Below are 22,909 nucleotides of genomic sequence, written 5' to 3' on the forward strand. Positions count from 1 at the left end.
GCCATGTCCCTGGACATCTTCGCCGCCCGGCCGGACCCGGCGCTGCTCGACCTGCCCTGGTCGGTCCCGCTCGCGCAGTGGCCCGAGGACCTCCTCGCGGCGCTGCCCCGGGGCATCTCCCGGCACGTGGTCCGCTTCGCCCGGCTCTCCGGCGGGATCGTCGCGGTCAAGGAGATCAAGGAGTCGCTCGCCCGCGAGGAGTACCACCTGCTGCGCAACCTGCGCCGGCTGGACCTGCCCTGCGTCGAGCCGATCGCCGTCGTCGCGGGACGCACCGACGAGGAGGGTGCCCCACTCGATGCCTGCCTCGTCACCCGGCACCTGCAGTTCTCCCTCCCGTACCGGGCCCTCTTCAGCCAGCAGCTGCGCGAGGACACCGCCGACCGGCTCGTCGACGCACTCGCGGTGCTGCTGGCCCGGCTGCACCTCGTGGGCTTCTTCTGGGGGGACGTCTCGCTGTCGAACACCCTCTTCCGCCGCTCCGCCGGGGCCTTCGCCGCCTATCTCGTCGACGCCGAGACCGGTGAGCTGCACGACTCCCTCACCGACGGGCAGCGCGAGCACGACCTCGACCTGGCCCGGGTGAACATCGCCGGGGAGATGATGGACCTCGCGGCCGGTGGGTACCTGCCCGAGGGGCTGGACCCGATCGAGGCCTCCCAGGCCGTCATCGGCCGCTACCGGCACCTGTGGCGCGAGCTGACGGAGGACGAGACCTTCGAGGTCGGGGAGCGGTGGCGCGTCGACGAGCGCATCCGCCGGCTGAACGCGCTGGGCTTCGACGTCGACGAGCTGGAGATCTCCACCGACCTCGACGGGTCGTCCATGCGGATCCAGCCGAAGGTGGTCGACGCCGGCCACCACGCCCGCCGGCTGCTGCGGCTGACCGGGCTGGACGTCGAGGACAACCAGGCCCGGCGGCTGCTCAACGACCTGGACTCCTACACCGCCGCCACGGACCGCCAGGGCGAGGACGAGGAGCTCGTCGCCAACGACTGGCTGACCCTCGTCTACCGGCCCACGGTCCGGGCCGTCCCGTCCCGGCTGCGCCGGAAGCTCGAACCCCCGGAGATCTTCCACGAGATCCTCGAGCACCGCTGGTACATGGCCGAGCGGGCCGGGCACGACATCCCCCTCGAGGAGGCGATCACCGCCTACCTCCGAGACGTCCTGCCGGGGCGACCGGACGAGCAGGCCGTGCTCACCACCGACGAACCCGTCCCACCGACCGTGGAGGATGGGTATCCGTGAACCTCCGCACCGCCGACTTCGTCGACCGGATCCCGGCCGGGATCATCGACGAGCTCATCCCGGGCCTCGCGGCGCTCTTCGTGGGAGTCCTCGGCCTGATCGTGCTCCTCGCCGGCGACTCGGGCGCGCTCGTCGCCGTGGGGCTCGTCCTGCTCGGCCTGGCCCTCCTGGTCGACATCGCGCTCATCGTCTGGAACCGGGTGGTGCTCGTGGTCCGCACCGGTCAGAGCATCGGCAAGCGGGTCTGCGGGCTGCAGGTGGTCGACGCCACGAGCGGTCTGCCCCCGGCGGTCGGCCCCGCGCTGCTGCGGGAGCTGGTGGGCCGGGTGGCAGGGGTCTTCTCGTGGCTGTGGGTGCTCATCGACGACCAGGACCGGTCGCTGGCCGACCTCGCCGCGGGCACCATCGTGGTCCACCACGGAGGGTGACGGCAGGCCCCCTTCGCCCGCTCAGGGACGGGGCCGGCGGTACCAGGCCGTCGCCGGGCGCTGCCAGATCGCGATGACGGCGACGAGCCCGCACGGCAGGGTGAGCAGGTCGGCGATGAGCGGCACCGGGTCGGCGACGCTGATCAACCAGCAGATCGACACGAGCACGTAGAGGCCGAAGAGCAGGGTCCCCACGACCCGCGACCACTCCGCCCCGCGCCCGGTCAGCCAGGCCATGACGAGCCACAGCGCGGCGATCCCGAAGGAGATCGCGACCACGAAGATGACGCCGACCGCGAGGACGAGGCCGAGCATCTCGAGGGTGCCGTCCTCGCTGAGGGCGCGCTCGACCTCGCCGCGGAAGTCCTGCCAGTCCGCGGCGAGGGTGAGCGGACCCGCCAGGGCAGTGAGGACCGCGGCCGCCACCATCGCGACCCACGCGATGGTGATCGCGGCCGGTCTGGTCATGGGCCACTGCGGCTGCTGCGGAGTGACACCCACCCGCTCAACCTCTCCGCAGCCGGAAGATCTCGTAGAGCGTGACGCCGGCGGCGACTCCTGCGTTGAGGGACTCCACCGCGCTGCTCATCGGCACCGACACGATCTGGTCGCAGGTCTCGCCCACGAGCCGGGAGAGCCCCTTGCCCTCGCTGCCGACGACCACGACGAGCGGGGTGTCGGCCAGCTCCAGACCGGGCAGCTCGACGTCACCGTCCATGTCCAGACCGATGACGAAGAAGCCGGCCCTGCGGTAGTCCTCGAGGGCCCGCGTGAGGTTGCTGGCGCGGGCCACCGGGATCCGCGCCGCCGCACCGGCGGAGGTCTTCCACGCCGAGGCGGTCATGCCGGCGCTGCGCCGCTGCGGCACGACCACACCGTGGCCCCCGAAGGCACCGACCGAGCGGACGATGGCACCGAGGTTGCGCGGGTCGGTGATCCCGTCCAGCGCCACGACGAGCGGGGTGCCCGGCAGCTGGGAGTTGATGAGGTCCTTCGGGTACGCGTACTCGTACGGCGGCACCTGCAGGGCCAGGCCCTGGTGCACGGCCCCGTCGGTGAGGCGGTCCAGCTCCTGGCGGGAGGCCTCCATGATCGGGATGTCCAGCCCGGCCGCGGCCTTGAGGGCCTCCTTGACCCGGTCGTCCCCCTCGATCCGTCCGGCGAGGTACATCGTCGTCGCCGGCACCCCGGCGCGCAGTGCCTCGATGACGGAGTTGCGCCCGGCGATGACCTCGCTCGAGTCCGCCTTGCGCCGCGGGGCCGACCGGCCCCCGTCACGGCGGCGGGAGTCCCGGCCGGCCTGGTACTTCTTGTGGTTCGGGCGGTCCTCTGCCCGCGGTGTCGGTCCCTTGCCCTCGAGTCCCTTGCGCCGCTGGCCGCCGGACCCGACGGTCGGTCCCTTCTTCGAGCCGCTCCGGCGGACGGCTCCGCGGCGGCCGCTGTTGCCGGCCATCAGTGCTCCCTCCGCGTCAGGGTCCAGCGGGCGCCGCTCGGGGTGTCCTCGAGGGTGATACCGGCGGCCGTCAGCTCGTCGCGGATCCGGTCGGCGGTCTCGAAGTCGCGCGCGGCCCGGGCCTCGGCACGGGCCTCGATCTGGGTGCGCACGACCGCGTCGAGGGCACCGGCCAGCTCGTCCTCGCGTCCCCCCGCGCCACCGGCCCACACTCCGGAGAGCGGGTTGACGCCGAGCACGTCGGTCATGGCGACCACGGTGAGCGCGATCTGGGCCGCCTCGTCGCGGGCCCCCTCGTCGAGTGCGGTGTTGCCGCTGCGGACGGTCTCGTGGATGACCGCGAGCGCGCCGGTGACACCCAGGTCGTCGTCCATCGCCTCGGCGAACTCGACCGGCAGCTCCACGGCCGGGTCGGCCTCCAGGACGGTGTGGGTCGGCAGCGCCCGGCGCAGGAAGCCCTCGATCCGTTCGACGGCGGAGGCGGCCTCGTCGAGGGACCCGACGTGGTACTCGATCATCGAGCGGTAGTGGGCGGCCGTGAGGAAGTAGCGCACGGTGAGTGGGTCGTGCTCGGTGACGAGGTGCTGGACCTCCATGGCGTTGCCGAGGGACTTGCCCATCTTCTCGCCCTTGACCGTCACCCAGCCGTTGTGCAGCCAGTAGCCGGCGAAGTCGTACCCGGCGGCGTGGGACTGCGCCTGCTCGTTCTCGTGGTGGGGGAAGCGCAGGTCGATCCCGCCGCCGTGGATGTCGAAGGCATCGCCGAGGTACTTGCGCGCCATGGCCGAGCACTCCAGGTGCCAGCCGGGGCGCCCGGTGCCGTAGGGGGTGGGCCAGCTGGCCGTGTCCGGTTCCTCGGGCTTGGCCCCCTTCCACAGGGCGAAGTCGCGCGGGTCGCGCTTGCCACGGGGATCGGCGTCGTCCGCGGCGACCATGTCATCGAGGCTCTGGTTGCTCAACCGCCCGTACTCTGCCCAGCTGCGCACGTCGAAGTAGACGTCGCCGGAGCCGTCGTTCGCGGGGTAGGCGTGGCCCCGCTCGATGAGCCGGTCGATGAGTCCGACCATCTCGGGGACGTGGCCCGTGGCGCGCGGCTCGTAGGTCGGCGGCAGCACCCCGAGCAGCTCCAGCGCCTCGGCGGTGTAGCGCTCGTTGCGATAGCTGAGGGCCCACCACGGCTCGTCGGTCCCGTCCGCCTTGCGCAGGATCTTGTCGTCGATGTCGGTCACGTTGCGCACGAGGGTGACGTCGTACCCGTGACCGCGCACGAGCCAGCGCCGCAGGATGTCGAAGGCGACGGCGAAACGCAGGTGCCCGATGTGCGGGGCGCCCTGGGTGGTGAGGCCGCAGATGTACATGCCGACCTTCCCGGGGGTCACCGGGACGAAGTCGCGCTGGGTGCGCGTGGCGGAGTCGAAGAGCTGCAGGGTCACGCGCACAAGGCTAACGGGCGCGGTGGACTACCTTGGGCGCGTGGCAGCACAGGACGTCGACCCGCTGGCCGTGCAGGTCCCCACGTGGGCGGCGCTGGTCCTTGCGCTGGCCGTCGCCACGTGGAGCCTCGCGGTCGGCATCGGTCTGCAGCGCAGGCTGATCCGCATCTGGTTCCGCCCGGGCGCCGGGGCCCTGCCCACGACCGGTCGCGTGCTGCTCCTGCACCTGGTGATCGTCGCCGCCGGCGTGGCCGGCTCCGTCCTCGTGCTGCAGCTGCGGGAGGCGACGACGCCTGCCTCGTTGGTGTGTTGCGCGGGGCTCCTGCTCGTCGTGGTCCCCCTCGGACCGCTCGTCGCGAGCCTGCTTCCGGCGGGGGCACGCGGCCCGAGCCCGGACCGGCAGACCCTCGTGGCGGCCGGGGCCACACTCGCCCAGGCGAGGGTCGTCCGGGGCCTCGGGTTCCCCTTCGCCATCCTCGAGATGGGGATCCTCATCGCGCTGACGCTCGCTGCCCTCGCGGCCTGACCGCGAGGGCAGCGGGCCGCTTCAGTCCGTGATGTTCGGCGCCTCGGCGGCGATCGTCGTGTCCGGCCCGTGGCCGGTGTGCACGACCGTCTCCGCGGGGAGGGTCAGCAGCTTCTCGCGGATCGACTCCACGATCGTCGGGTAGTCGGAGTAGGAGCGCCCGGTCGCGCCGGGGCCGCCGTTGAAGAGGGTGTCGCCGGAGAAGAGCACCCCGAGCTCCGGGACGTGCAGGCAGCACGCACCCGGCGCGTGACCGGGCGTGTGCAGCACGGTCAGGTCGGTACCGGCGACGGTGATGACCTGGCCGTGGGCCAGGGCGCCGTCCGGCGCCCGGTCCGGGTAGGTCATCTGCCACAACGGGGCCTCGTCCGGGTGCACCCAGATGGGTGCCCCCTTCGCGTCGGCGACCTCGGCGGCGGCGTTGACGTGGTCGTTGTGCGCGTGGGTGGACACGATCGCGAGCAACCGGCGCTCGCCGACCGCCTCGAGGATCGGGGCGGCCTCGTGACCGGCGTCGATGACGATGCACTCATCGTCGTCCCCGACGATCCACACGTTGTTGTCCACCTCCCAGGAGCCGCCGTCCAGCTCGAAGGCGCCCGAGGTGATGACCTTCTCGATGCGGGCGGTCACAGGACCACCACCGAGCGGAGCACCTCACCGGCGTGCATCTTGGTGAAGGCGGACTCGACGTCACCCAGGCCGATGCGCTCGGAGACGAAGCGGTCCAGGTCGAAGCGTCCCTGGCGGTAGAGGTCGACGAGCATCGGGAAGTCGCGGCTCGGCAGGCAGTCGCCGTACCAGCTGGACTTCAGCGCCCCACCCCGGCCGAAGATCTCGATCATCGGGAGGGTGACCTCCTTGTCCGGTGTCGGCACGCCGACGAGCACGACCCGGCCGGCGAGGTCGCGGGCGTAGAAGGCCTGCTCGTAGGTCTCGGGCAGGCCGACCGCCTCGACGACGACGTCGGCGCCGAAGCCGCCGGTCAGCTCGCGCACCCGCTCGACGGTGTCCTCGCGGCTCGCGTCGATGGTGTGGGTGGCGCCGAACTCCTTCGCGGTCTCGAGCTTCCGCGGGTCGCGGTCGACGGCGATGATCGTCGTCGCGCCGGCGACGACGGCACCGGCGATGGCGGCGTCGCCGACGCCCCCGCACCCGATGACGGCGATGGACTCGCCGCGGGTGACCTCGCCGGTGTTGACGGCGGCGCCGAAGCCGGCCATGACGCCGCACCCGAGCAGCCCGACCGCGGCGGCGTCGGCGTCCGGGTCGACCTTGGTGCACTGGCCGGCGGCGACGAGGGTCTTCTCGGCGAAGGCGCCGATGCCCAGCGCGGGGCTGAGCACGGTGCCGTCGGTGAGCGTCATGGGCTGCTCGGCGTTGTGGGTGTCGAAGCAGTAGTGCGGCTTGCCCTTGCGACAGGCACGGCACTGGCCGCACACGGCGCGCCAGTTGAGGATGACCGGGTCGCCGGGTGCGACCTCGGTGACGCCCTCACCGACGGCCTCGACGACGCCCGAGGCCTCGTGGCCGAGGAGGAACGGGAACTCGTCGTTGATGCCGCCGTCCCGGTAGGCGAGGTCGGTGTGGCAGACGCCGCACGTGCTGACCTTCACGACGGCCTCGCCGGGGCCGGGGTCCGGGACGACGATGTCGACGACCTCGACCTCGGCGTCCTTGCTGCGGGCGATGACGCCCTTGACGGTCTGCGGCACGGGAGACTCCTTCCTGCGTCGGGGCACGGGATGCCCCCTTCGCGCTCCATCGTGTCCCACGGCCGAAGGGAGCGGCCACCCCGCCCCGGCCCCCGGCTGGCGGCGCCACCGCCAGCGTGCGGGAAGCCGGAGCTTTCCGCCGAGGCAAGTCACTAGGCTTGGCGGCATGCCACGTCCGCTCTTCGACCCGGTCGTGCACCAGCCGCACCGACTCCGGATCTGCGCCCTGCTCGTCCCGGCACGGGGGCTGCCCTTCGCGCGGATCCGGGAGGAGGTCGGCCTGTCCGACTCGGCGCTGAGCAAGCACCTGAGCGCCCTGGAGGCCGAGGACTACGTCACGGTCGCGCGCGAGGTCGCCGCCGGTCGGCGGCTGACCCGGGTGACGCTCACCCCGCGGGGCCGGGAGGCCCTCTGCGGGCACGTGTCCGAGCTGCAGCGGCTGGCCCGGATCGCCTCCCCGCGGGCGAGCTCCTCGATGCGGTGAGCACCGGCGGCTCCTTCCGGGGCGCGGGCTAGCCTTCCCCACCATGAGCGTCCTCGTGATCCAGCACCAGGCCACGTGCCCGCCGGCCCGCCTCGGTCGGTGGCTGCGCGAGGAGGAGGTCGACCTCGACGTGCGCCGGCCGTGGGAGGGCGATGCCCTCCCGGACGACCTCGCCGACCACGCGGGCCTGGTCGTGCTCGGTGGGCAGATGGGCTGCCGGGATGACCGGGTGGCACCCTGGCTGCCGGCGACCCGCGAGCTGATCCGCGTCGCTGCGAAGGGGGCGACCCCCACCCTCGGGGTCTGCCTGGGGCACCAGCTCGCGGCGGTCGCACTCGGCGGCGACGTCGGCCGCAACCCGGCCGGCCGCACCCTGGGGATCTTCACCACCCGCGGCGGGGACGAGCTCGTGGGCGACCCGGTCCTTCGGGCGGCGCAGGACGCGCCCATCCCCCAGTGGAACGACGACATCGTCACCCGACTGCCCTCCGGCGCAACGCCGCTGGCCACGAACGAGCGGGGAGACCTGCTGCTCGCGCGGCTCGCGCCCACCGTCTGGGGAGTCCAGGGCCACCCCGAGGCCGACCGCCGGATCGTCGCCCGCTGGGCCGAGACGGACGCCGGCACCACCGAGCTGGACGGTGTCGACGTCCCGGCGACGCTCGCCTCGATCGAGGCGAGCGAGGCAGCCATCGAGGAGGCGTGGCGTCCGGTGGCCGCCGCCTTCGCCGGACGGCTCTGACCGGCGTTCCCCGTCGCCGGTGACCGAGAAGCGGTTCCGCTGTCGTGGGTTGACTGCCGAGTGCCCCTCATTGGGCATTTCTTGACATGTCGCCCCCACCGGCTGCTCACTAGCCTCGGGCCATGTCCTCCCTGCCGCGACTCTCCGCCCACGCGCTCCTCGGGACCGTGCTCGACGAGGGGTCCTTCGAGTCCTGGGACGAGCCGATCGACACCCGCCACCACCCTGAGGAGTACCGCGAGTCGCTGCGTCGGGCCGCCGAGCGCGCCGGCACGGACGAGTCCGTGATCACCGGTCGGGGCCTCGTGCACGGACGTCCCGTGGCGGTGATCGTCAACGAGTTCGCCTTCCTGGCCGGCTCGATCGGGGCCGCGGCCGCGGCCCGGATCACGGACGCGGTGGCCCGGGCCACCGCCGAACGCCTCCCCCTCGTGGCGTCGACCTGCTCCGGAGGCACGCGCATGCAGGAGGGGACTCCCGCCTTCGTGCACATGGCCCGCATCTCCCGAGCCATCGTGGCGCACCAGGAAGCGGGCCTGCCCTACCTCGTGCACCTCCGGCACCCGACGACGGGCGGCGTCCTGGCCTCGTGGGGCTCGTTGGGCCACATCACCGTCGCTGAGCCCGGGGCGATGGTCGCCTTCCTCGGGCCGAAGGTCTACGAGGCGCTCGAGGGTCGGCCCTTCCCCCCGGGGGTCCAGGTCAGCGACAACCTCGTGCGACGGGGGGTCATCGACGCCGTCGTCCCCACGACCGACCTGGCAGCGGTGCTGGACCGCACGCTCGGGCTGCTCCTCGACCCGCCGACGGCGGCCACTCGACAGGAGCGGCCGGGCCCCGCGGAGCGCCGGAGATCCTCGTGGGAGTCGATCGAGATCACCCGCGAGGACCACCGCGTGGGTGTGCGGGACGTCCTTCGCCACGGCAGTGACTCCATCATCCGGCTGCAGGGGACGGACGAGGGAGAGAACGACCGGACGGTCATGATCGCGATCGCCAGGATCGACGGGATGCCGTGCGTCCTCATCGGTCAGGACCGGAGCCGGCAGTCCCCCTCGTCCCCGATGGGCCCGGCGGCCCTGCGCGAGGCCCGGCGAGGCATGCACCTGGCCAACCAGCTGCGCCTCCCCCTCGTCTCGGTGATCGACACCCCGGGCGCCGAGCTGTCGCCGGAGGCCGAGGAAGGAGCCATGGCCGGGGAGATCGCCCGCTGCATCGCGGGGATGACCTCGCTGACGGTCCCCAGCGTCTCCGTCCTCCTCGGACAGGGGTGCGGCGGCGGGGCGCTCGCACTGCTGCCGGCGGACCGCACCATCGCCGCCGAGAACGCCTGGCTCTCGCCGCTGCCGCCGGAGGGGGCCAGCGTCATCATGTTCGGCGACGCGGGTCGGGCCCCGCAGATGGTGGAGGCGCAACGCGTCTCGGCCTTCGAGCTGCTCGCGGACGGCATCGTCACCCACCTCGTCAGGGAGGCCGAGGGTGAGTCCCCGGAGGCCTTCGCCGACGCCGTGGCGGCGTCGATCGGCGCACGGCTGCGCGAGCTGCGCCGGCCCTGAGCCGTCCCCCGACTACTGCACGGTCGCGTCGACCTCCACCAGCCACCGGCGGACGGAGTCGTTGTGCTGGCCCAGGGTCGGTGGCGCCTCGTGGTGGCGTCGGGCCCCCGCGTAGTCGTTGTCGTCGAGCCGCAGGACGGGCCCCGGCAGCGCGAGACGTCCCTGCGTGGCGTGGTCGACCTCGATCTTCAGGCCCTGGGAGACGGCCTGCTCCCACTCGTAGACCTCGTCGATGGTGCGGACCCGCCCGGACGGGATCCCTGCCTCGGTGAGCACCTCCAGCCAGTGGTCGGCGGGCTCCCGGGCGAAGGTCCTCTCGAGGATCTCGATGAGCTCCTCCTTGTGGGCGACCCGGTCGCCGTTCGTGACGAATCGTGGGTCGTCGACCGCCAGCCCGAGGGCGGGCGCGAACCGCTTCCACAGCGTCTCCGACCCGCACGAGAGCTGGATCGGCGAGGTCGCGGTGTGGAAGAGGCCGTACGGTGCGATCGAGGGATGGTGGGAGCCGGAGAGCCCCGGGACCTCTCCTCCCACGGTCCATCGGGTGCCCTGGAAGGCGTGGATCCCGACGATGCCGGCGATGAGGGAGGTGCGCACGACGCGTCCGCGGCCCGTGCGCTCCCGCTCGTAGAGGGCGGCCACCGTCCCGTAGGCGCCGTTCATCCCGGCCAGCAGGTCCGCGATCGGCACGCCGACCTTGGTCGGCTCGTCGATGCCGGTCAGGCTCATCAGCCCGGCCTCACCCTGGGCGATCTGGTCATACCCCGCCCGGTCCGCCTCCGGACCGTCGTGCCCGAAGCCGGTGATCGAGAGGATCACCAGACGCGGGTTCAGCTCGTGGAGGCGCTCGACGTCGAACCCCAGTCGGTCCAGGACGCCGACCCGGAAGTTCTCCATGAGCACATCCGCCCGCCGCACGAGGGCGGTCATCACGTCGTGGTCCTCGGCGTCCTTGAGATCGAGGGTGATGGACTCCTTGTTGCGGTTGGCCGACATGAAGTAGGTCGACTCCCGCTCCTCACCCTCCCCGAGGAAGGGCGGGCCCCACCCACGGCTGTCGTCGCCGGAGGGGCCCTCGATCTTGATGACGCGGGCCCCGAGGTCCCCGAGCATCATGGCTGCGTGGGGCCCGGCGAGCGCCCGGGTCATGTCCAGGACGATGGTCCCGGACAGTGGCCCGTCGCCCGCCGGATCCGCAGCAGGACCGGTGTCCGTCACGCCTGCCCCATGTCCACGATCGCCGCGACGGGGCCGCCACCGTCGGGTCCCTGGTGAGCTGCCGACACCGAGACGAAGACGGCCGGGTCACCCGTGACGGATGCGGTCACGCCTCCCACGGCAGCCTTGATCTGCCGGTGCCAGTGGACGTCGGAGTCGTCGAGCATCGCATTGCGCCGGCCCCGCACGTGGCCGTTCTGACTGGTCTCGCACTTGAGGAACACGTTGACCAGTCGCCCCTCCAGGTCGGTGCTCCGGGGGCGCTCCGGCAGGTCGAGTCCGGCGTCCTTGATCGCGTCCCAGATGCCCTCGGCGTCCAGCGCGTCCTCCATGACCGAGTGGCCGATGCGATAGTTGCCGCCGACCCCACGCGCGTTGCCCACGACGACGATCTGGGCCCGGTCCAGCTCGACCCCCGAGGAGCAGGACGCGACCGAGGAGTAGAGGTCGCGGTTGGCCAGGACGTCGTCGTCGGTCGGCATCTCGATCTCGCCGAGGGCGACCGCGATCCCGAGCGCGGTGACGCCGTTGGACAGGTCCATCGACTTGAGGGTGTCGTCGGTCCACACCGTCTTCCCCCGGCTCTTGGCGTCCCTGATCGTGTCGATCGTCAGCAGCGGGGTCTTCGTCTGGACGTAGTGCACGTCAGCGGGGTCGGTGATCCCCGCCTCCGCCATCGCGCGGGTGACACCGGCCGCGACCTTCTCGATCATCGGGGTCCGCCCGATCTCCTCCGGCAACAACTGGTCGCTCATGGCGAAGCCCACGCTGAGACGGAGCTCCTCGCTCGGCTGCGCCTTCTCCGGGGGCAGCGTGGCGAAGATGGTCGCGTGCGGGCTGATGACGCCGTCGGTCCCCCCGGACCAGACGATCGGGATCTGGTGCACCTCGTCCGCGGACCGGGTGCCCTTCTCCTCGATCACCTCGCGGAATGCCCGGTCCGCGATGATGCGGGTGTAGTCGTTGACCCCGCCGTTGCCCTCGGTCTTCCCGATGATCGCGATCACCCGATCGGCCTCCAGGGTGCCGTCGTCGATGAGCTTGGCCAGCTCACTGGCGTCGGCGACGGAGTGGATCGGAACCTTACGGACTTCGATTGCTGACGGCACTGGCGCTTCCTTCCATTGGGTGGTGGTGGATCCCGGCGAGCTAGCGGGCGGGCACGACCCGCGTACCCGCCCGCCCCTCGATGGCCTCGGTGATGCGCTCGAGGGACGTGATGATGCCGATCCCGGTACCGGACTCGGCGAAGGTGGTGACGGCCTCGACCTTGGGCCCCATCGACCCGGCCGCGAACCCCTGCTCGGCGCTGAGCTCGCGCATCTCGGCCGTCCCGACCTCACCGATGGGCCGTGAGGAGTCGCTGCCCCAGTCCGCCACCACCGCGTCGACGTCGGTGGCGATGACGAGATGGTCCGCGCGCACCTGCTGCGCGACGAGCGCCGCGGTGAGGTCCTTGTCGATGACGGCCTCCGCGCCGACGCTGGCCCCGTCGGCGTCGCGGAACGTGGGGATCCCCCCGCCCCCGGAGCACACGACGACGAAGCCGGACCTCATCAGGACGTCGGCGGCTGCCCCGTCGAGGCACTCGACGGGTGTCGGCGAGGCGACGAGACGACGCCAGCCACGCTCGGGCACCTCGACGAACTGCTGGCCCTGGTCGATGAGCGGTTGCGCCTCCGCGCGGGTCAGGTACCGGCCGATCGGCTTCGTCGGGTCGACGAAGTGCGCGTCCGCCGGGTCGACGAGCGTCCGCGAGACGAGCGCGGCGGACCTGCGGTCGAGGCCCCTCGCCGCGAACATCTCGTCCAGGGCGTTGATGATCAGCATGCCGATGGTCGCCTGCGTCTGGGCGCCGCACCAGTCCAGGGGCACGGGCGGCACGCGGCCGGCGGTGAGCTCGTTCTTCACGAGGAGGTTCCCGACCTGGGGGCCGTTGCCGTGGGTGACGAGCACCTCGTGACCGGCAGAGACGAGGTCGACGATCGGGCCCGCGGCCCGACGGATGGCAGCCCGCTGGTCCTCCGGACGTGCACTCCCGTCCGGGGACGTCATGGCATTGCCGCCCAGGGCGATGACGAAGCGCATGTGAAGCACGCTACGAGCCGACCCCACGCACCCACATTGTCAATAGTTACCGAATCAGAAATTGGTCTGGGCAGGTCATGACAATCAGGCCAGTTCTCGTCCCAGAATCTGCCGCACCCCCTTCGGGGGCCGGCCGAGAAGCGCGGTGAGTGGCCCGGGCCCGGCCGGCAGGCCGTGCCGGTCGTAGTAGGCGAACATCGCCAGGAGCCAGTCGTGCACCCGCCGGTCGAGGCCGGCTCCGGCGCCGGCCGACCACTCGCGCACGGGGGTTCGCCGCACCGGCACGGGACGACCGAGCACCGCCTCGGCGGCACCGGCCACGTCCCGGACACTGACCAACTCCGGCCCGCCGAGCTCGTAGGTCGCCCCGATGTGCCCCGGTCGGAGCAGCACGGTCGCTGCCGCCTCGCCCACGTCCTCGACGTCGACGAGCCCGAAGCTGCGATCGGGGTCGTAGACGACATCGAGGCCGGGAGGGTCCGCCCGGAGCCCGGGGAGCAGGTTCTGGACGTAGGCACAGGGCTGCAGGATCGTCCAGTCCAGTCCGCTGCGCCGCACGAGGTCCTCGGCCACCGCCTTGCCCAGGTGGTGCGGCATCCGTGGCGCATAGGGAGCGGCCACGGAGTGGTGGACGACGCGGCGGATGCCCACCTCCCGGGCGGCGCGCAGCGCCGAGTCGACGAAGGCCGGCTCGTCGACGCTCATGTTGGGTGCCATGAGGTAGAGGGCCTCGCACCCCCTCATCGCGGTCCGGAGGTCGGCCGCCTCGGCACGCCCCAGGGGACGGGCACCGGCACCGGCACGGCCCAGTGCCGAGATCACCGCGCGCCCCGTCTTCCCCCGACCACTGAGCACGGCGACCCCGGCACCTCCCGCCATCAGAGCCAGTCCACCTCGGCGCTGGCCCGGCCGCCGCTGAGCCGCGCGTAGCCGGGTCCCCGATCGAAGAAGGGCTCCTCGGTGCGGGCCGCACGCATCCGTCGGCGTTCGGCCGCGGTGGCCCCGGCATCATGGCCCAGGTCGTCGGTCTCGACCGATCCGGTCAGCACGACGCCGTAGTCGCGCAGCGCCGCCGTCGCAGAGACCTTGGCCCAGGCCACGTCACGGACGACGGCGTCCGGCTCCCGGTCCAGTGGGTCGCCCCAGCCGCCGCCTCCGGTGGTCCGGATGCAGATCGTCTCGCCCGCGGCCACCTCCTCCTCGTCGGCGAGGGCGTCCACGTGCCGCTCCCGGTCGGTCCCCGGGTTGATGACGACCTCGAAGGGGGCCCCGGCCCGACCGCCCTTCACGCCCCAGCAGGCAAGGATGGAGCGGTCGGCGATGGACATGAACCGTGCGTCCCTCAGCATCCGCAGCCGCTTCTCGTACCCCAGACCACCACGGAACTGCCCCGCTCCCCCGGAGTCGATGGCCAGACCGAGGCCCTCCACGATGAAGGGGAACCGCGACTCGGTGAACTCGGTCGGCAGGTTGCGGGAGTCCGGCACGACGTGGATGGTGTCCTCGCCGTCGGCGTAGTACCGACCTCCGGAGCCGCCCCCGAGCACCTCACGCATGAGGTAGGGCCGGCCGTCCCGGCCCTCGCCGTACACACCGGTGTACCGGATCGTCTCCTGGTCCGCAGGCATCCGTCCGTCGACCGCCTTGGCGATGACGCCGGCGAGCACGCCGAGCAGGCGGAGGATGACGAATGTCCGCGCATTCGTCGGGGCGGGGAACTCCGGGGTGAGCAGGGTCCCCTTCGGCGGGAAACGCATCTCGATGAGCGGCACGATGCCCTCGTTGACGTCGAGCTCTGCCATCCGTTCCGGGGTCTCGGCCAGGTTCCGCAGGATCGGGGCCAGCCACTTCTTGAGGAAGACGCCGTCGGAGTAGTCGGCGCAGTGGTTGATCGGCCCCTTCGCCTGCGGCGAGGTGCCGGCGAAGTCGAATATCAGCCGCTCCCCCTCGGGGTCCTCGGCCGAGGTCCTCGTCAGGGTGATCCGCTGGGTGTGCAGCTTGGGGTCCTCGACACCGTCGTGCTCGGCGTAGTCCTCCCAGGTCCAGGTGCCCACCGGGATCCGGCTGAGGATCTCCCTTCGATAGGTCCGCGTCGTGTTGTCGATGACCGCGTCGAAGGCCGACTCGACCGCTTCGCGGCCGTACCGGTCGAAGAGCTCGCCCAGCCGCCTGGCTCCCATCAGGCAGGCCGAGCACTCGGCATCGAGGTCCGCGGCCAGCGCCTCCGGGGTCCGGGAGTTGCGCGTCATGATGCGCAACGCGGACCGGACCGGGGTCCCGGCGTCCCAGAGCTTGATCGGCGGGACCATCAGCCCTTCCTCGAACACGCTCGTGGCGCCGCTGGGCATCGATCCCGGGACCGCCCCGCCGATGTCGTCGTGGTGCCCGAAGGCCTGGACGAAGGCCACCACCTCCGGTCGCCCCGAGTCGGGCGAGGTGTGGAAGACCGGCACGGTCACGCACAGGTCCGGCAGGTGGCCGATCCCCCCTTCGGACTCGTAGACGTCGTTGTGGAAGAAGACGTCGCCCGGCACCATCGTCTCCAGGGGGAAGTCACGGGCCACGGGGTGGACGAGGGCGCTGTAGGAACGCCCCGTGAGCTTGCGCATCAGGCGGTCGTGGATCCCTGCGCGGAAGTCGTGGGCGTCCCTGATCATCGGGGAGCGGGAGGTCCGTGCGATCGCCGTCTCGACCTCCATCTCGACGGAGGCGAGGCTGCCCTGGACGATCTCGACGATCACCGGGTCGGCACTCGCCCCCGCGTCCGGGGTGAGCGAGCCGAATGGGAACTCCGTGGGAGCAAGCCTGGATGTGGTCATGCCTCGACTCCTTCGCGAGTGACGATGATGTTGCGGTAGGCGTCGATGCGGACGACGAACCCGGGGTGGACGGGCACGGTGGCCCCGAACTCCTCGATGACGGCCGGGCCCGCCAGCCGGGCACCGGGGGCGAGGTCCTCGCGCCAGTAGACGGGGGTGTCGACCCGACCGCGTTCCGGGTCGAAGCAGACGCTGCGCCGACCGGTCGGGACGGTCGGTGGGTCCGACTGCGGGGGCTCCGGGGTGAGCTCAGGACGTCGGATCGGCCCGATGCCGGACACCCGGAGGTTGACCCACTCGACCTGCTGGTCCGGATTGCCCTCGAAGTCGTACCCGTACAGCGCGCGGTGCTCGTCGTGGAAGCGACGGGCCACCGCGTCGACGACGTCCTGGGTGATCGGGCCCTCCGCCACGGGGACACGGACCTCGAAGGCCTGCCCGAAGTAGCGCAGGTCGGCCGTGCGGACCAGCTGGTGGACATCGTGGTCGAACCCCTCCCGGGTGAGGGCGTCGACCGCACGCTCCTCCAGCTCCCCGTAGACCGTGGCCAGCTGGTCGGTGCGCAGCTCGCTGTGCAGGGTGACGGAGGTCTGCACGTAGTCGTTCTTGACGTCGACGGTCAGCAGGCCGAAGGCGGACAGGTTGCCGGGGTTCAACGGCACGAGGACGGTCGTGATGTCGAGGATGTCCATCAGCCGGCACAGCAGGAGCGAGCCGGAGCCCCCGAAGGTGGTGAGCGCGAAGTCCCGGACGTCGAGCCCCCGCTTGACGGTGACCTGGCGCAGCGCGTTCGCCTGGTTCCACGCGGAGATCTCGAGGACCCCGACGGCGCATTCCTCGACGGTCATCCCGAGGGAGTCGGCCAGACGCTCCAACGCGCTCCGGGCACCATCGACGTCCAGCCCGATCTCGCCGCCGAGCAGGTGGGCCGGGATGCGACCGAGCACGACGTGCGCGTCCGTGATGGTCACCTCGGTGCCCCCGTTGCCGTAGCAGACGGGGCCGGGGTCCGCGCCGGCCGACGCGGGCCCGACCTTGAGCGTGCCCTCGGGCGACAGCCCCGCGATCGAGCCGCCTCCGGCACCGACCGTCACCACGTCGATCATCGGGATCTTGCTCGGGTAGACGCCGACCGAGCCCTCCGTCGTCAGGGTCGGGTCACCGTCGATGACGACCGAGACGTCGGTCGATGTCCCACCGCCGTCACAGGTGAGGACCCGGTCGAAGCCCGCCAGGTCACCGATCATGGCCGCGCCGAGGGCCCCCGCCGCAGGTCCGGAGAGCACCGTCGTGATCGGCTGGTGGACCACCTCGTCGGCGCTGAGCACCCCACCGTTGGACTTCATGACGTAGAAGGGGAGGGCGGATCCGACGGTGAGGTCGTCCAGCCGGGTCTTGATGTTGTCGATGTAGCGGGAGAGCCGCGGTTTGACCGCAGCGTCGACGAGCGTGGTCATCGACCGCTCGTACTCCCGGTACTCCCGCAGCACCTCGGAGGAGACCGAGACGACGGCGTCCGGGTGTTCCTCCCGCAGGATCTCGCGCATCCGCTGCTCGTGGGCCGGGTCGGCGTACGAGTGCAGGAGGCAGACACCCAGGGTGTTCACCTCGTGCTCGCGGAACCAGCGCGCGACCTCGCGCGCCCGCTGGTCGTCGAAGGCCTCGATCTCCTCACCGGTGAAGTCCAGCCGTCCGGGCACTCCCTTGACGAGGTCCCGGGGGACGATGCGTTCCGGCTTGACCCAGAAGTAGGAGTTCCCGTACCCGTCGGGTACGGACTGCCGGGCGATCTCCAGGATCGCCTCGTACCCGGCGTTGGTGATGAACCCCATCCGCTCGAGCTTGCCCTCGAGGAGCTGGTTCGTCGCGACCGTCGTGCCGTGGCTGATCGCGCCGACCGCGTCGGCGCCGAGACCGAGCTCCGCCAGGACCTTCGCGGTGCCGGCCAGGAACCCTTCTGCCGGGTCCGCGGGCGTGGAGGGGGTCTTCGTCGTGACAGTCCGCCCGGTGAGCTCGTCGAACGCGACGACGTCGGTGAAGGTGCCGCCCGTGTCGATCCCGATCCTGATGTGGCTGTCCCGTTGCACCTTGCGCCTCCTGGTTGTGGTCATCGATGCCACCCCATCGCGGCAGCACCGCCGTATCCACGGCAGTACCTGACGTCACGTCCTCGCCTTGTTGGCAAGAGTCGCCGAATCACAGCGTCGGACGGCGGGCTCCGGCACCGGTCTGCTGCTCGAAGGCCCGCGCGATCGCCAACAGCCGGCGTTCGGTGTTGGCAGCCGTGACGATCTGCAGGCCCACCGGCAGGCCGTCGTCGGTGAATCCGGCAGGAACCGACATCGCCGGGCAACCGGTCACCGAGATGAGGAATGCCGAGCGCATCCAGTCCAGGTAGGTCGCCTGGACCTGCCCGTTGATGTCCGCCGGGTACTCCATGTCGGCAGAGAAGGGGGGGACCTGGCTCACGGGCAGGACGAGTGCGTCGTACTCCTCGAAGAACTCCCGCATCCGGTCGGCCAGGGCCGATCGCCTCCGGTAGGCACGGGCGATGTCGGCACCGGTCAGCGACTCCCCGGCGCGGATGTTGTCGGCCAGGGACTGCTTGAAGGAGTCCGGGTGGCGTTCGAGGAGCTCCCCGTACGAGGCCTGGAAGTGCCACGCCCGCAGTGTGCGGAAGGTGTCCTCGGCACCTCGCAGGTCAGGAGCGGCCTCGCGGACCCGGGACCCCGCCTGCTCGAAGACGGCCCCCTGCGCCCGCACGATGTCCGCCACACCGGCATCGACCTCGAACCCGCCTGCCAGGTCGATCGAGAGCGCCACCCTGAGCCCGCCGAGGTCCGCAGGAGGTACCTCGTCGAAGACGCTGCCCGGGTCCTGCCGGGAGATCGGGACCCGGTCGGTCGGGCCGGACACCACGGAGAGCAGCAGAGCCAGGTCGTCGACGCTGCGGGCCAGGGGCCCCTGGACCGAGACGACCTCCCAGTAGTTGGGGTTGGGCCACTGGGGGACGCGTTGGAAGGAGGGACGCATCCCCACGACATTGCAGAAGGATGCCGGGTTGCGCAGGGAACCGCCCATGTCGCTGCCGTCCGCCAGCGGGATCATGCCGCTGGCCAGTGCCGCAGCCGCACCTCCGCTGGATCCTCCCGCGGACCGGGTCAGGTCGTAGGGGTTGACGGTCGTCCCGAAGAGCGGGTTGAAGGTGTGGGAGCCCGACGCGAACTCCGGGGTGTTCGTCTTCCCGACGATGATCGCCCCGGCGGACCGGACCCGCTGCACGAGGAGCTCGTCCTGCTCGGGGACGTGGTCGGCACGTACGGGCGATCCCGACGTCGAGAGCCAGCCGCCGACGTCGTGGGTGTCCTTGACGGCGAAGGGCAGCCCGTGCAGGGGGCCGACGTCGTCACCGCGGGCGAGCTGCTCGTCGGCCAGCGCGGCCGCCGCCCGGGCCCGGTCGGGGTCCGGGCTGACGATGGCGTTGACGCGGGGGTTGACCTGCTCGATGCGCTCCAGGTGCAGCTCCAGGAGCTCTCGGGCAGAGATCTCCTTCGCCCGCACGGCGTCCCGCATCCGCCGGGCACTCGAGTAGTGGTCGAGGTGGTCCGTCACGGCACACCCCTGGTCAGCGACGGCGTCCGGCCAGCGCGCCCGCGAGCACGCCGGCCAGGACGAGGGCGCCACCGACCAGTGCGCCCTTCACGAGATCCTCCGCCGAGGATCCCGCCTGGGCGCTGGGCCCCGCGAAGCGGGTGCCGCCCGCGGCAGCGGGTGCGCCGGCGCCGACTGCCGCCGGTCCGGCCACCTCGGCCGGCGCGGCTGCCGGCACCTCCACGCCCGTCAGCACGTCGTTGATCGCCCCGAAGAACTGGCCGGCCATCCGCTTGCTGACCGAGGTCAGCATCCGCTGGCCCACGCCGCCGATCATGCCGCCGACGACGGCGTCCGCGTCATAGCTCAGGTCGGTGGTCCCCCCTTCGCCCGGCTCGAAGCGCACCCGCACGGTGACTCCGATGGTGCCGGCCGAGCCGGCGCCGTCGACCCGCATCGTCAGCGACGAGTGCGGCTCGAGGTCCTCCAGCTCCACGGCTCCCTTGTAGGTGCCCTTGATGGAGGCCACGCCGGCCGTCACGGTCAGCTCGTAGGAGTTCTCCCCCGTCGGCTCCAGGCGTTCGCATCCGGGGATGGTCCTGGTGAGGACATCGGGGTTCAGCAGTGCGTCCCAGACGTCCTCGGGAGGGGCCGCGAGGTGGGTGGATCCGGAGAGCTTCACTTGGAGGTCCTTTCGGCGTCGTGGTTGCGCCCGGTCCCGGGTGCGCCCCGGTGGGTGAGCCGGAGGGCGTACAGCTCGGAGGGCGATATCGGCATGGCGGTGATGGGGAAGCCCTCGGCGTCCTCGATGGCGGATGCGAGCGCCGCCGAGACCGGGATCACCCCGGCCTCTCCGGCTCCCTTGAGCCCCAACGGGTTCATCGTCGAGGGCGTCTCCTGGTGGTCGATCTCGATCCCGTCGGGCACCTCAGTGACGTACGGCATGAGGAAGTCCATGAAGGAGGCATTCTGCAGCTGGCCGTGCTCGTCGTAGGCCATCCGCTCGTACAGCGCGCCTCCGACGCCCTGGGCCACCCCACCGTGGATCTGGCCCTCGACGATGCGGGGGTTGATCAGTGTCCCGCAGTCGTGCACCACGGCGTACGTCAGGATGTCGATCTCCGCCGTGTCCGGGTCGGTCTCGACGATCACGGCGTGGACGCCGCTGGCGAAGGTGCATCCCATGGGCGAGTAGTAGTCCTTGCCCTCCAACCCGGGCTCGTCGTCGTCGGCGACGGGTGGCTTGGTCGCATCCCCCACCGCGAACTGGGTCGCCGCACGGGAGGCCTCGTCGAAGGCGTACCGGAGCGGGTTCGAGAGCACGGACAGCGTGCCGAGCGCGATCTGGCTCTGCGGCGCCCCCTTGACGTGGACGATGCCGTCGCTGATCTCGAGGTCCTCGACATCGGCCTCGAGCGCGTCGGACGCGAGGCGGAGGGCCTTCTCCCGCGCGTTGCGTGCGGCCATGGCGATGGCGGACCCGCTCATCACCGCGGCGCGGGAGGCGAAGGTGCCGACGGAGTACGGGGAGCGCCGGGTGTCGCCCGTGACGACCTCGACGTCCTCGAAGGGGACCCCCAGCTCGTCGGCCACGATCTGGGCGAAGGCGGTCTGGTGGCCCTGTCCCTGCGTCGTGAGCCCGGTGGAGACCTTGACCTTGCCGCTGGTCTCGACCTGCACGTGACCGCCCTCGTACGGCCCCACGCCGGTCCCCTCCACGTAGCAGGCGATGCCGATACCGACCCGGCGGCCGGCAGCCTGTGCCTCCTCGCGGTAGGACTCGAAGTCCGACCAGTGGATGAGTTCCTTCGCCTTGTCCATCAACCCCGGGTAGTCGCCGGAGTCGTAGACGAGTGGTCGACCGTCCTGGAAGGTCAGGTCGCCCTGGGCGTACGGGAACTCGTCGGGCTGGATGAAGTTCGCCTCACGGACTGCCGTGCGGTCCAGACCGAGGTGGGCGGCGATGGCGTCCATCGTGCGCTCCATCGCATAGGCGCCCTGCGGTCGGCCCGCCCCGCGGTACGGGGTGACGATGACGGTGTTGGTGTAGAGGCTCTCGAAGGTCACCGAGTAGTTCGGCGGCTTGTACGGGCCGAGCAGCTGCGTCGAGGTGATGATGGGGACGATCAGGCCGTACGGGGTGTAGGCACCGTTGTCGTGCCAGAAGTGCACCGAGAGGCCCTGCATGCGCCCCTCGTCGTCGAAGCCGACCTCGATGTGGTGCTCCTGGCCGCGTTCGTGCGCGGCCGAGATGAAGTGCTCACGCCGGTCCTCGGTGAACTTCACCGGGTGGCCCAGCGCCACCGCGGCCATCGGGACGAGGAGCTCCTCGGGCCACGGGTGCATGATCTTGACCCCGAAGCCGCCCCCGACGTCCGGGGTGACGACATCGACCTGTCCCAGGCCGAGGCCGAGCTTCGCGGCCACGGCTGCGCGCACGCCGGTGGAGGTCTGCGTCGAGGTCCACACCGTCATCCGGTTCAGGTCCCCGTCCCAGCGGGCCACCGTCCCGCGCCCCTCGAGGGGGGTGGAGGCACTGCGCTCGATGCTCAGGTCGAGGCTCAGCCGGTGGGGCGCCGCGTCGATCGCAGCAGCCGCATCGCCGAAGGACTGGTGCAGCGTCGCCGCCCGGTTGTCCGCGACGTCGTCGTGGACGAGGTCGCTCGCCTCCCGGGCCGCAGGAATGCCCACGACGGGGTCGAGGAGCTCGTACTCGACCTCGATGCGGTCCAGGGCGTCCTCGGCGACGTAGCGGTCGTCGGCGACGACGAAGGCGACCGCCTCCCCGACGTAGTTCACCTCGTCCTTCGCGAGTGCGTACTGGGTGCGCCCGTGCGTCAGGGCAGGGTGCGGGATGAGCAGCGGCAGCGGGTCGGCCATCGGGCCGGTGAGGTCCTCATAGGTGTACACGGCGTGCACCCCCTCGATCTCGAGGACGCCCTCGACCTCGATGTCGACGATGCGCGCGTGTGCGTGCGGGCTGCGCAGCACCGCCGCCTCGAGGGCGCTCGGCACCACGTCGTCGGTGTAGCGGCCCTGTCCGGTGACGAAGCGCTCGTCCTCGACCCGGGCGACGGGCTCACCCATCATCCTCGTGGTCATCGCCCGTCCTCCTCCCGCTGGATCTCGGCCGCGCGCAGCACCGATGCGACGATGTTCTGGTACCCGGTGCACCGGCAGAGGTTGCCGGCGACCATGTCGCGCGCCTCCTGCCGATCCGGGTCCGGGTTGTCCCTGATCCCGGCGCTGATCGTCGTGAGGAACCCGGGGGTGCAGAATCCGCACTGCAACCCGTGGCACTCCTTGAAGGCCTGCTGCACCGGGCTCAGCCGACCGTCCCGACACGCCAGTCCCTCCACCGTCGTGAGCTCGTGGTGCGAGGCACTGACGGCGAACATCAGGCAGGACCGCATCGGAGCACCGTCGACGAGGACGGTGCAGGCACCGCAGACCCCGTGCTCACAGCCCACGTGCGTGCCGGTCAGGCCGAGGTCATGACGGAGGGCGTCGCTGAGCAGTCGTCGCGGCGGCGCCTCGATCGTGTGCGTGATGCCGTTGACCCGCAACTGGATCGGCATCGTCTCCTCGACGGCGGGATCGTCCAT

At 71.5% G+C, this 22,909-nt stretch carries 21 protein-coding genes; 6 read left to right on the forward strand and 15 right to left on the reverse strand.

What is annotated here, in order from left to right; all coding sequences use genetic code 11:
- Positions 1 to 3: 3 nt before the first annotated feature.
- Positions 4 to 1,251, forward strand: coding sequence for a DUF4032 domain-containing protein (locus JCO01S_RS04260; RefSeq protein WP_068251217.1), 1,248 nt, complete (start codon positions 4 to 6; stop codon positions 1,249 to 1,251).
- Positions 1,248 to 1,679, forward strand: a complete 432-nt coding sequence (locus JCO01S_RS04265; RefSeq protein ID WP_068251219.1) for an RDD family protein — start codon at positions 1,248 to 1,250, stop codon at positions 1,677 to 1,679. Before JCO01S_RS04260 ends, JCO01S_RS04265 begins: the two co-directional genes overlap by 4 nt.
- A 21-nt stretch (positions 1,680 to 1,700) precedes the next feature.
- Here JCO01S_RS04265 and JCO01S_RS04270 read toward each other — a convergent pair whose 3' ends face one another.
- The 3 genes from JCO01S_RS04270 to cysS are packed head-to-tail and all read right to left on the reverse strand — an operon-like array spanning position 1,701 to position 4,565.
- Complete coding sequence (locus tag JCO01S_RS04270; protein WP_157074472.1) at positions 1,701 to 2,147, reverse strand: hypothetical protein; 447 nt, start codon at positions 2,145 to 2,147, stop codon at positions 1,701 to 1,703.
- A gap of 37 nt (positions 2,148 to 2,184) precedes the next feature.
- Positions 2,185 to 3,132, reverse strand: coding sequence for a 23S rRNA (guanosine(2251)-2'-O)-methyltransferase RlmB (gene rlmB, locus JCO01S_RS04275; RefSeq protein ID WP_068251226.1), 948 nt, complete (start codon positions 3,130 to 3,132; stop codon positions 2,185 to 2,187).
- Positions 3,132 to 4,565 (reverse strand): cysteine--tRNA ligase, encoded by a 1,434-nt coding sequence (gene cysS, locus JCO01S_RS04280; RefSeq protein WP_068251229.1) that lies wholly within the window; start codon positions 4,563 to 4,565, stop codon positions 3,132 to 3,134. Before cysS ends, rlmB begins: the two co-directional genes overlap by 1 nt.
- A 40-nt stretch (positions 4,566 to 4,605) precedes the next feature.
- On the opposite strand from cysS, the gene JCO01S_RS04285 reads away from it, so the two are divergent.
- Complete coding sequence (locus JCO01S_RS04285) at positions 4,606 to 5,091, forward strand: hypothetical protein (RefSeq protein WP_157074473.1); 486 nt, start codon at positions 4,606 to 4,608, stop codon at positions 5,089 to 5,091.
- A 21-nt stretch (positions 5,092 to 5,112) separates the two neighbouring features.
- Here the strand turns inward: JCO01S_RS04285 and JCO01S_RS04290 are convergent, their stop codons facing one another.
- Together JCO01S_RS04290 and JCO01S_RS04295 are read right to left on the reverse strand one after the other, a co-directional pair.
- On the reverse strand, positions 5,113 to 5,724 hold the full coding sequence (locus tag JCO01S_RS04290; protein ID WP_068251234.1) for an MBL fold metallo-hydrolase: 612 nt from the start codon (positions 5,722 to 5,724) through the stop codon (positions 5,113 to 5,115).
- On the reverse strand, positions 5,721 to 6,806 hold the full coding sequence (locus JCO01S_RS04295; protein WP_068251240.1) for an S-(hydroxymethyl)mycothiol dehydrogenase: 1,086 nt from the start codon (positions 6,804 to 6,806) through the stop codon (positions 5,721 to 5,723). The genes JCO01S_RS04290 and JCO01S_RS04295 overlap by 4 nt, the downstream gene beginning before the upstream one ends.
- Positions 6,807 to 6,972: 166 nt before the next feature.
- On the opposite strand from JCO01S_RS04295, the gene JCO01S_RS15860 reads away from it, so the two are divergent.
- The 3 genes from JCO01S_RS15860 to JCO01S_RS04310 all read left to right on the forward strand — a co-directional run bounded on the left by JCO01S_RS15860 (position 6,973) and on the right by JCO01S_RS04310 (position 9,588).
- Positions 6,973 to 7,290 carry a transcriptional regulator gene (locus JCO01S_RS15860; protein ID WP_068251241.1) on the forward strand — a complete coding sequence of 106 codons (318 nt, stop codon included), beginning with the start codon at positions 6,973 to 6,975 and terminating at the stop codon, positions 7,288 to 7,290.
- Positions 7,291 to 7,333: 43 nt separating this feature from the next.
- Positions 7,334 to 8,032: a type 1 glutamine amidotransferase gene (locus JCO01S_RS04305; protein WP_084342621.1), complete on the forward strand. Its 699-nt coding sequence runs from the start codon at positions 7,334 to 7,336 to the stop codon at positions 8,030 to 8,032.
- A gap of 122 nt (positions 8,033 to 8,154) precedes the next feature.
- On the forward strand, positions 8,155 to 9,588 hold the full coding sequence (locus JCO01S_RS04310) for a carboxyl transferase domain-containing protein (RefSeq protein ID WP_068251246.1): 1,434 nt from the start codon (positions 8,155 to 8,157) through the stop codon (positions 9,586 to 9,588).
- A gap of 12 nt (positions 9,589 to 9,600) precedes the next feature.
- Here the strand turns inward: JCO01S_RS04310 and JCO01S_RS04315 are convergent, their stop codons facing one another.
- The 10 genes from JCO01S_RS04315 to JCO01S_RS04360 all read right to left on the reverse strand — a co-directional run bounded on the left by JCO01S_RS04315 (position 9,601) and on the right by JCO01S_RS04360 (position 22,909).
- Positions 9,601 to 10,806, reverse strand: coding sequence for a CaiB/BaiF CoA transferase family protein (locus tag JCO01S_RS04315; protein WP_281189168.1), 1,206 nt, complete (start codon positions 10,804 to 10,806; stop codon positions 9,601 to 9,603).
- Positions 10,803 to 11,915 (reverse strand): barbiturase, encoded by a 1,113-nt coding sequence (gene bar, locus JCO01S_RS04320; protein WP_068251249.1) that lies wholly within the window; start codon positions 11,913 to 11,915, stop codon positions 10,803 to 10,805. The genes JCO01S_RS04315 and bar overlap by 4 nt, the downstream gene beginning before the upstream one ends.
- A 40-nt stretch (positions 11,916 to 11,955) precedes the next feature.
- Positions 11,956 to 12,894 (reverse strand): carbamate kinase, encoded by a 939-nt coding sequence (locus JCO01S_RS04325; RefSeq protein ID WP_068251255.1) that lies wholly within the window; start codon positions 12,892 to 12,894, stop codon positions 11,956 to 11,958.
- Between the two features lie 84 nt (positions 12,895 to 12,978).
- Positions 12,979 to 13,773, reverse strand: a complete 795-nt coding sequence (locus JCO01S_RS04330; protein WP_068251257.1) for an NAD(P)H-binding protein — start codon at positions 13,771 to 13,773, stop codon at positions 12,979 to 12,981.
- A complete protein-coding gene (locus tag JCO01S_RS04335; RefSeq protein WP_068251258.1) occupies positions 13,773 to 15,713 on the reverse strand; it encodes a hydantoinase B/oxoprolinase family protein in 1,941 nt (646 codons plus the stop codon). The genes JCO01S_RS04330 and JCO01S_RS04335 overlap by 1 nt, the downstream gene beginning before the upstream one ends.
- Positions 15,710 to 17,824, reverse strand: coding sequence for a hydantoinase/oxoprolinase family protein (locus tag JCO01S_RS04340; RefSeq protein ID WP_068251259.1), 2,115 nt, complete (start codon positions 17,822 to 17,824; stop codon positions 15,710 to 15,712). The genes JCO01S_RS04335 and JCO01S_RS04340 overlap by 4 nt, the downstream gene beginning before the upstream one ends.
- Before the next feature lie 85 nt (positions 17,825 to 17,909).
- Positions 17,910 to 19,325 (reverse strand): amidase, encoded by a 1,416-nt coding sequence (locus JCO01S_RS04345; RefSeq protein ID WP_068251375.1) that lies wholly within the window; start codon positions 19,323 to 19,325, stop codon positions 17,910 to 17,912.
- Between the two features lie 13 nt (positions 19,326 to 19,338).
- Positions 19,339 to 19,986, reverse strand: coding sequence for an SRPBCC family protein (locus JCO01S_RS04350; RefSeq protein ID WP_068251265.1), 648 nt, complete (start codon positions 19,984 to 19,986; stop codon positions 19,339 to 19,341).
- Positions 19,983 to 22,406 (reverse strand): aerobic carbon-monoxide dehydrogenase large subunit, encoded by a 2,424-nt coding sequence (cutA, locus tag JCO01S_RS04355; protein WP_068251268.1) that lies wholly within the window; start codon positions 22,404 to 22,406, stop codon positions 19,983 to 19,985. The genes JCO01S_RS04350 and cutA overlap by 4 nt, the downstream gene beginning before the upstream one ends.
- The gene (locus JCO01S_RS04360; protein WP_068251270.1) at positions 22,403 to 22,909 is read right to left on the reverse strand and encodes a (2Fe-2S)-binding protein; all 507 of its coding nucleotides are present in this window, start codon (positions 22,907 to 22,909) and stop codon (positions 22,403 to 22,405) included. Before JCO01S_RS04360 ends, cutA begins: the two co-directional genes overlap by 4 nt.

The organism is Janibacter corallicola NBRC 107790 (genome assembly GCF_001570965.1).
GTDB classification, from domain to species: Bacteria; Actinomycetota; Actinomycetes; order Actinomycetales; family Dermatophilaceae; genus Janibacter; species Janibacter corallicola.

Coding starts and splice junctions, on each gene's coding strand:
- JCO01S_RS04330 (WP_068251257.1), bottom strand. CDS start 13,773: ATGGCGGGAGGTGCCGGGGTCGCCGTGCTCAGTGGTCGGGGGAAGACG.
- JCO01S_RS04310 (WP_068251246.1), top strand. CDS start 8,155: ATGTCCTCCCTGCCGCGACTCTCCGCCCACGCGCTCCTCGGGACCGTG.
- JCO01S_RS04260 (WP_068251217.1), top strand. CDS start 4: ATGTCCCTGGACATCTTCGCCGCCCGGCCGGACCCGGCGCTGCTCGAC.
- rlmB (WP_068251226.1), bottom strand. CDS start 3,132: ATGGCCGGCAACAGCGGCCGCCGCGGAGCCGTCCGCCGGAGCGGCTCG.
- JCO01S_RS04270 (WP_157074472.1), bottom strand. CDS start 2,147: ATGACCAGACCGGCCGCGATCACCATCGCGTGGGTCGCGATGGTGGCG.
- JCO01S_RS04360 (WP_068251270.1), bottom strand. CDS start 22,909: ATGGACGATCCCGCCGTCGAGGAGACGATGCCGATCCAGTTGCGGGTC.
- cutA (WP_068251268.1), bottom strand. CDS start 22,406: ATGACCACGAGGATGATGGGTGAGCCCGTCGCCCGGGTCGAGGACGAG.
- JCO01S_RS04340 (WP_068251259.1), bottom strand. CDS start 17,824: ATGACCACAACCAGGAGGCGCAAGGTGCAACGGGACAGCCACATCAGG.
- JCO01S_RS04325 (WP_068251255.1), bottom strand. CDS start 12,894: ATGCGCTTCGTCATCGCCCTGGGCGGCAATGCCATGACGTCCCCGGAC.
- JCO01S_RS04335 (WP_068251258.1), bottom strand. CDS start 15,713: ATGACCACATCCAGGCTTGCTCCCACGGAGTTCCCATTCGGCTCGCTC.
- JCO01S_RS04305 (WP_084342621.1), top strand. CDS start 7,334: ATGAGCGTCCTCGTGATCCAGCACCAGGCCACGTGCCCGCCGGCCCGC.
- JCO01S_RS15860 (WP_068251241.1), top strand. CDS start 6,973: ATGCCACGTCCGCTCTTCGACCCGGTCGTGCACCAGCCGCACCGACTC.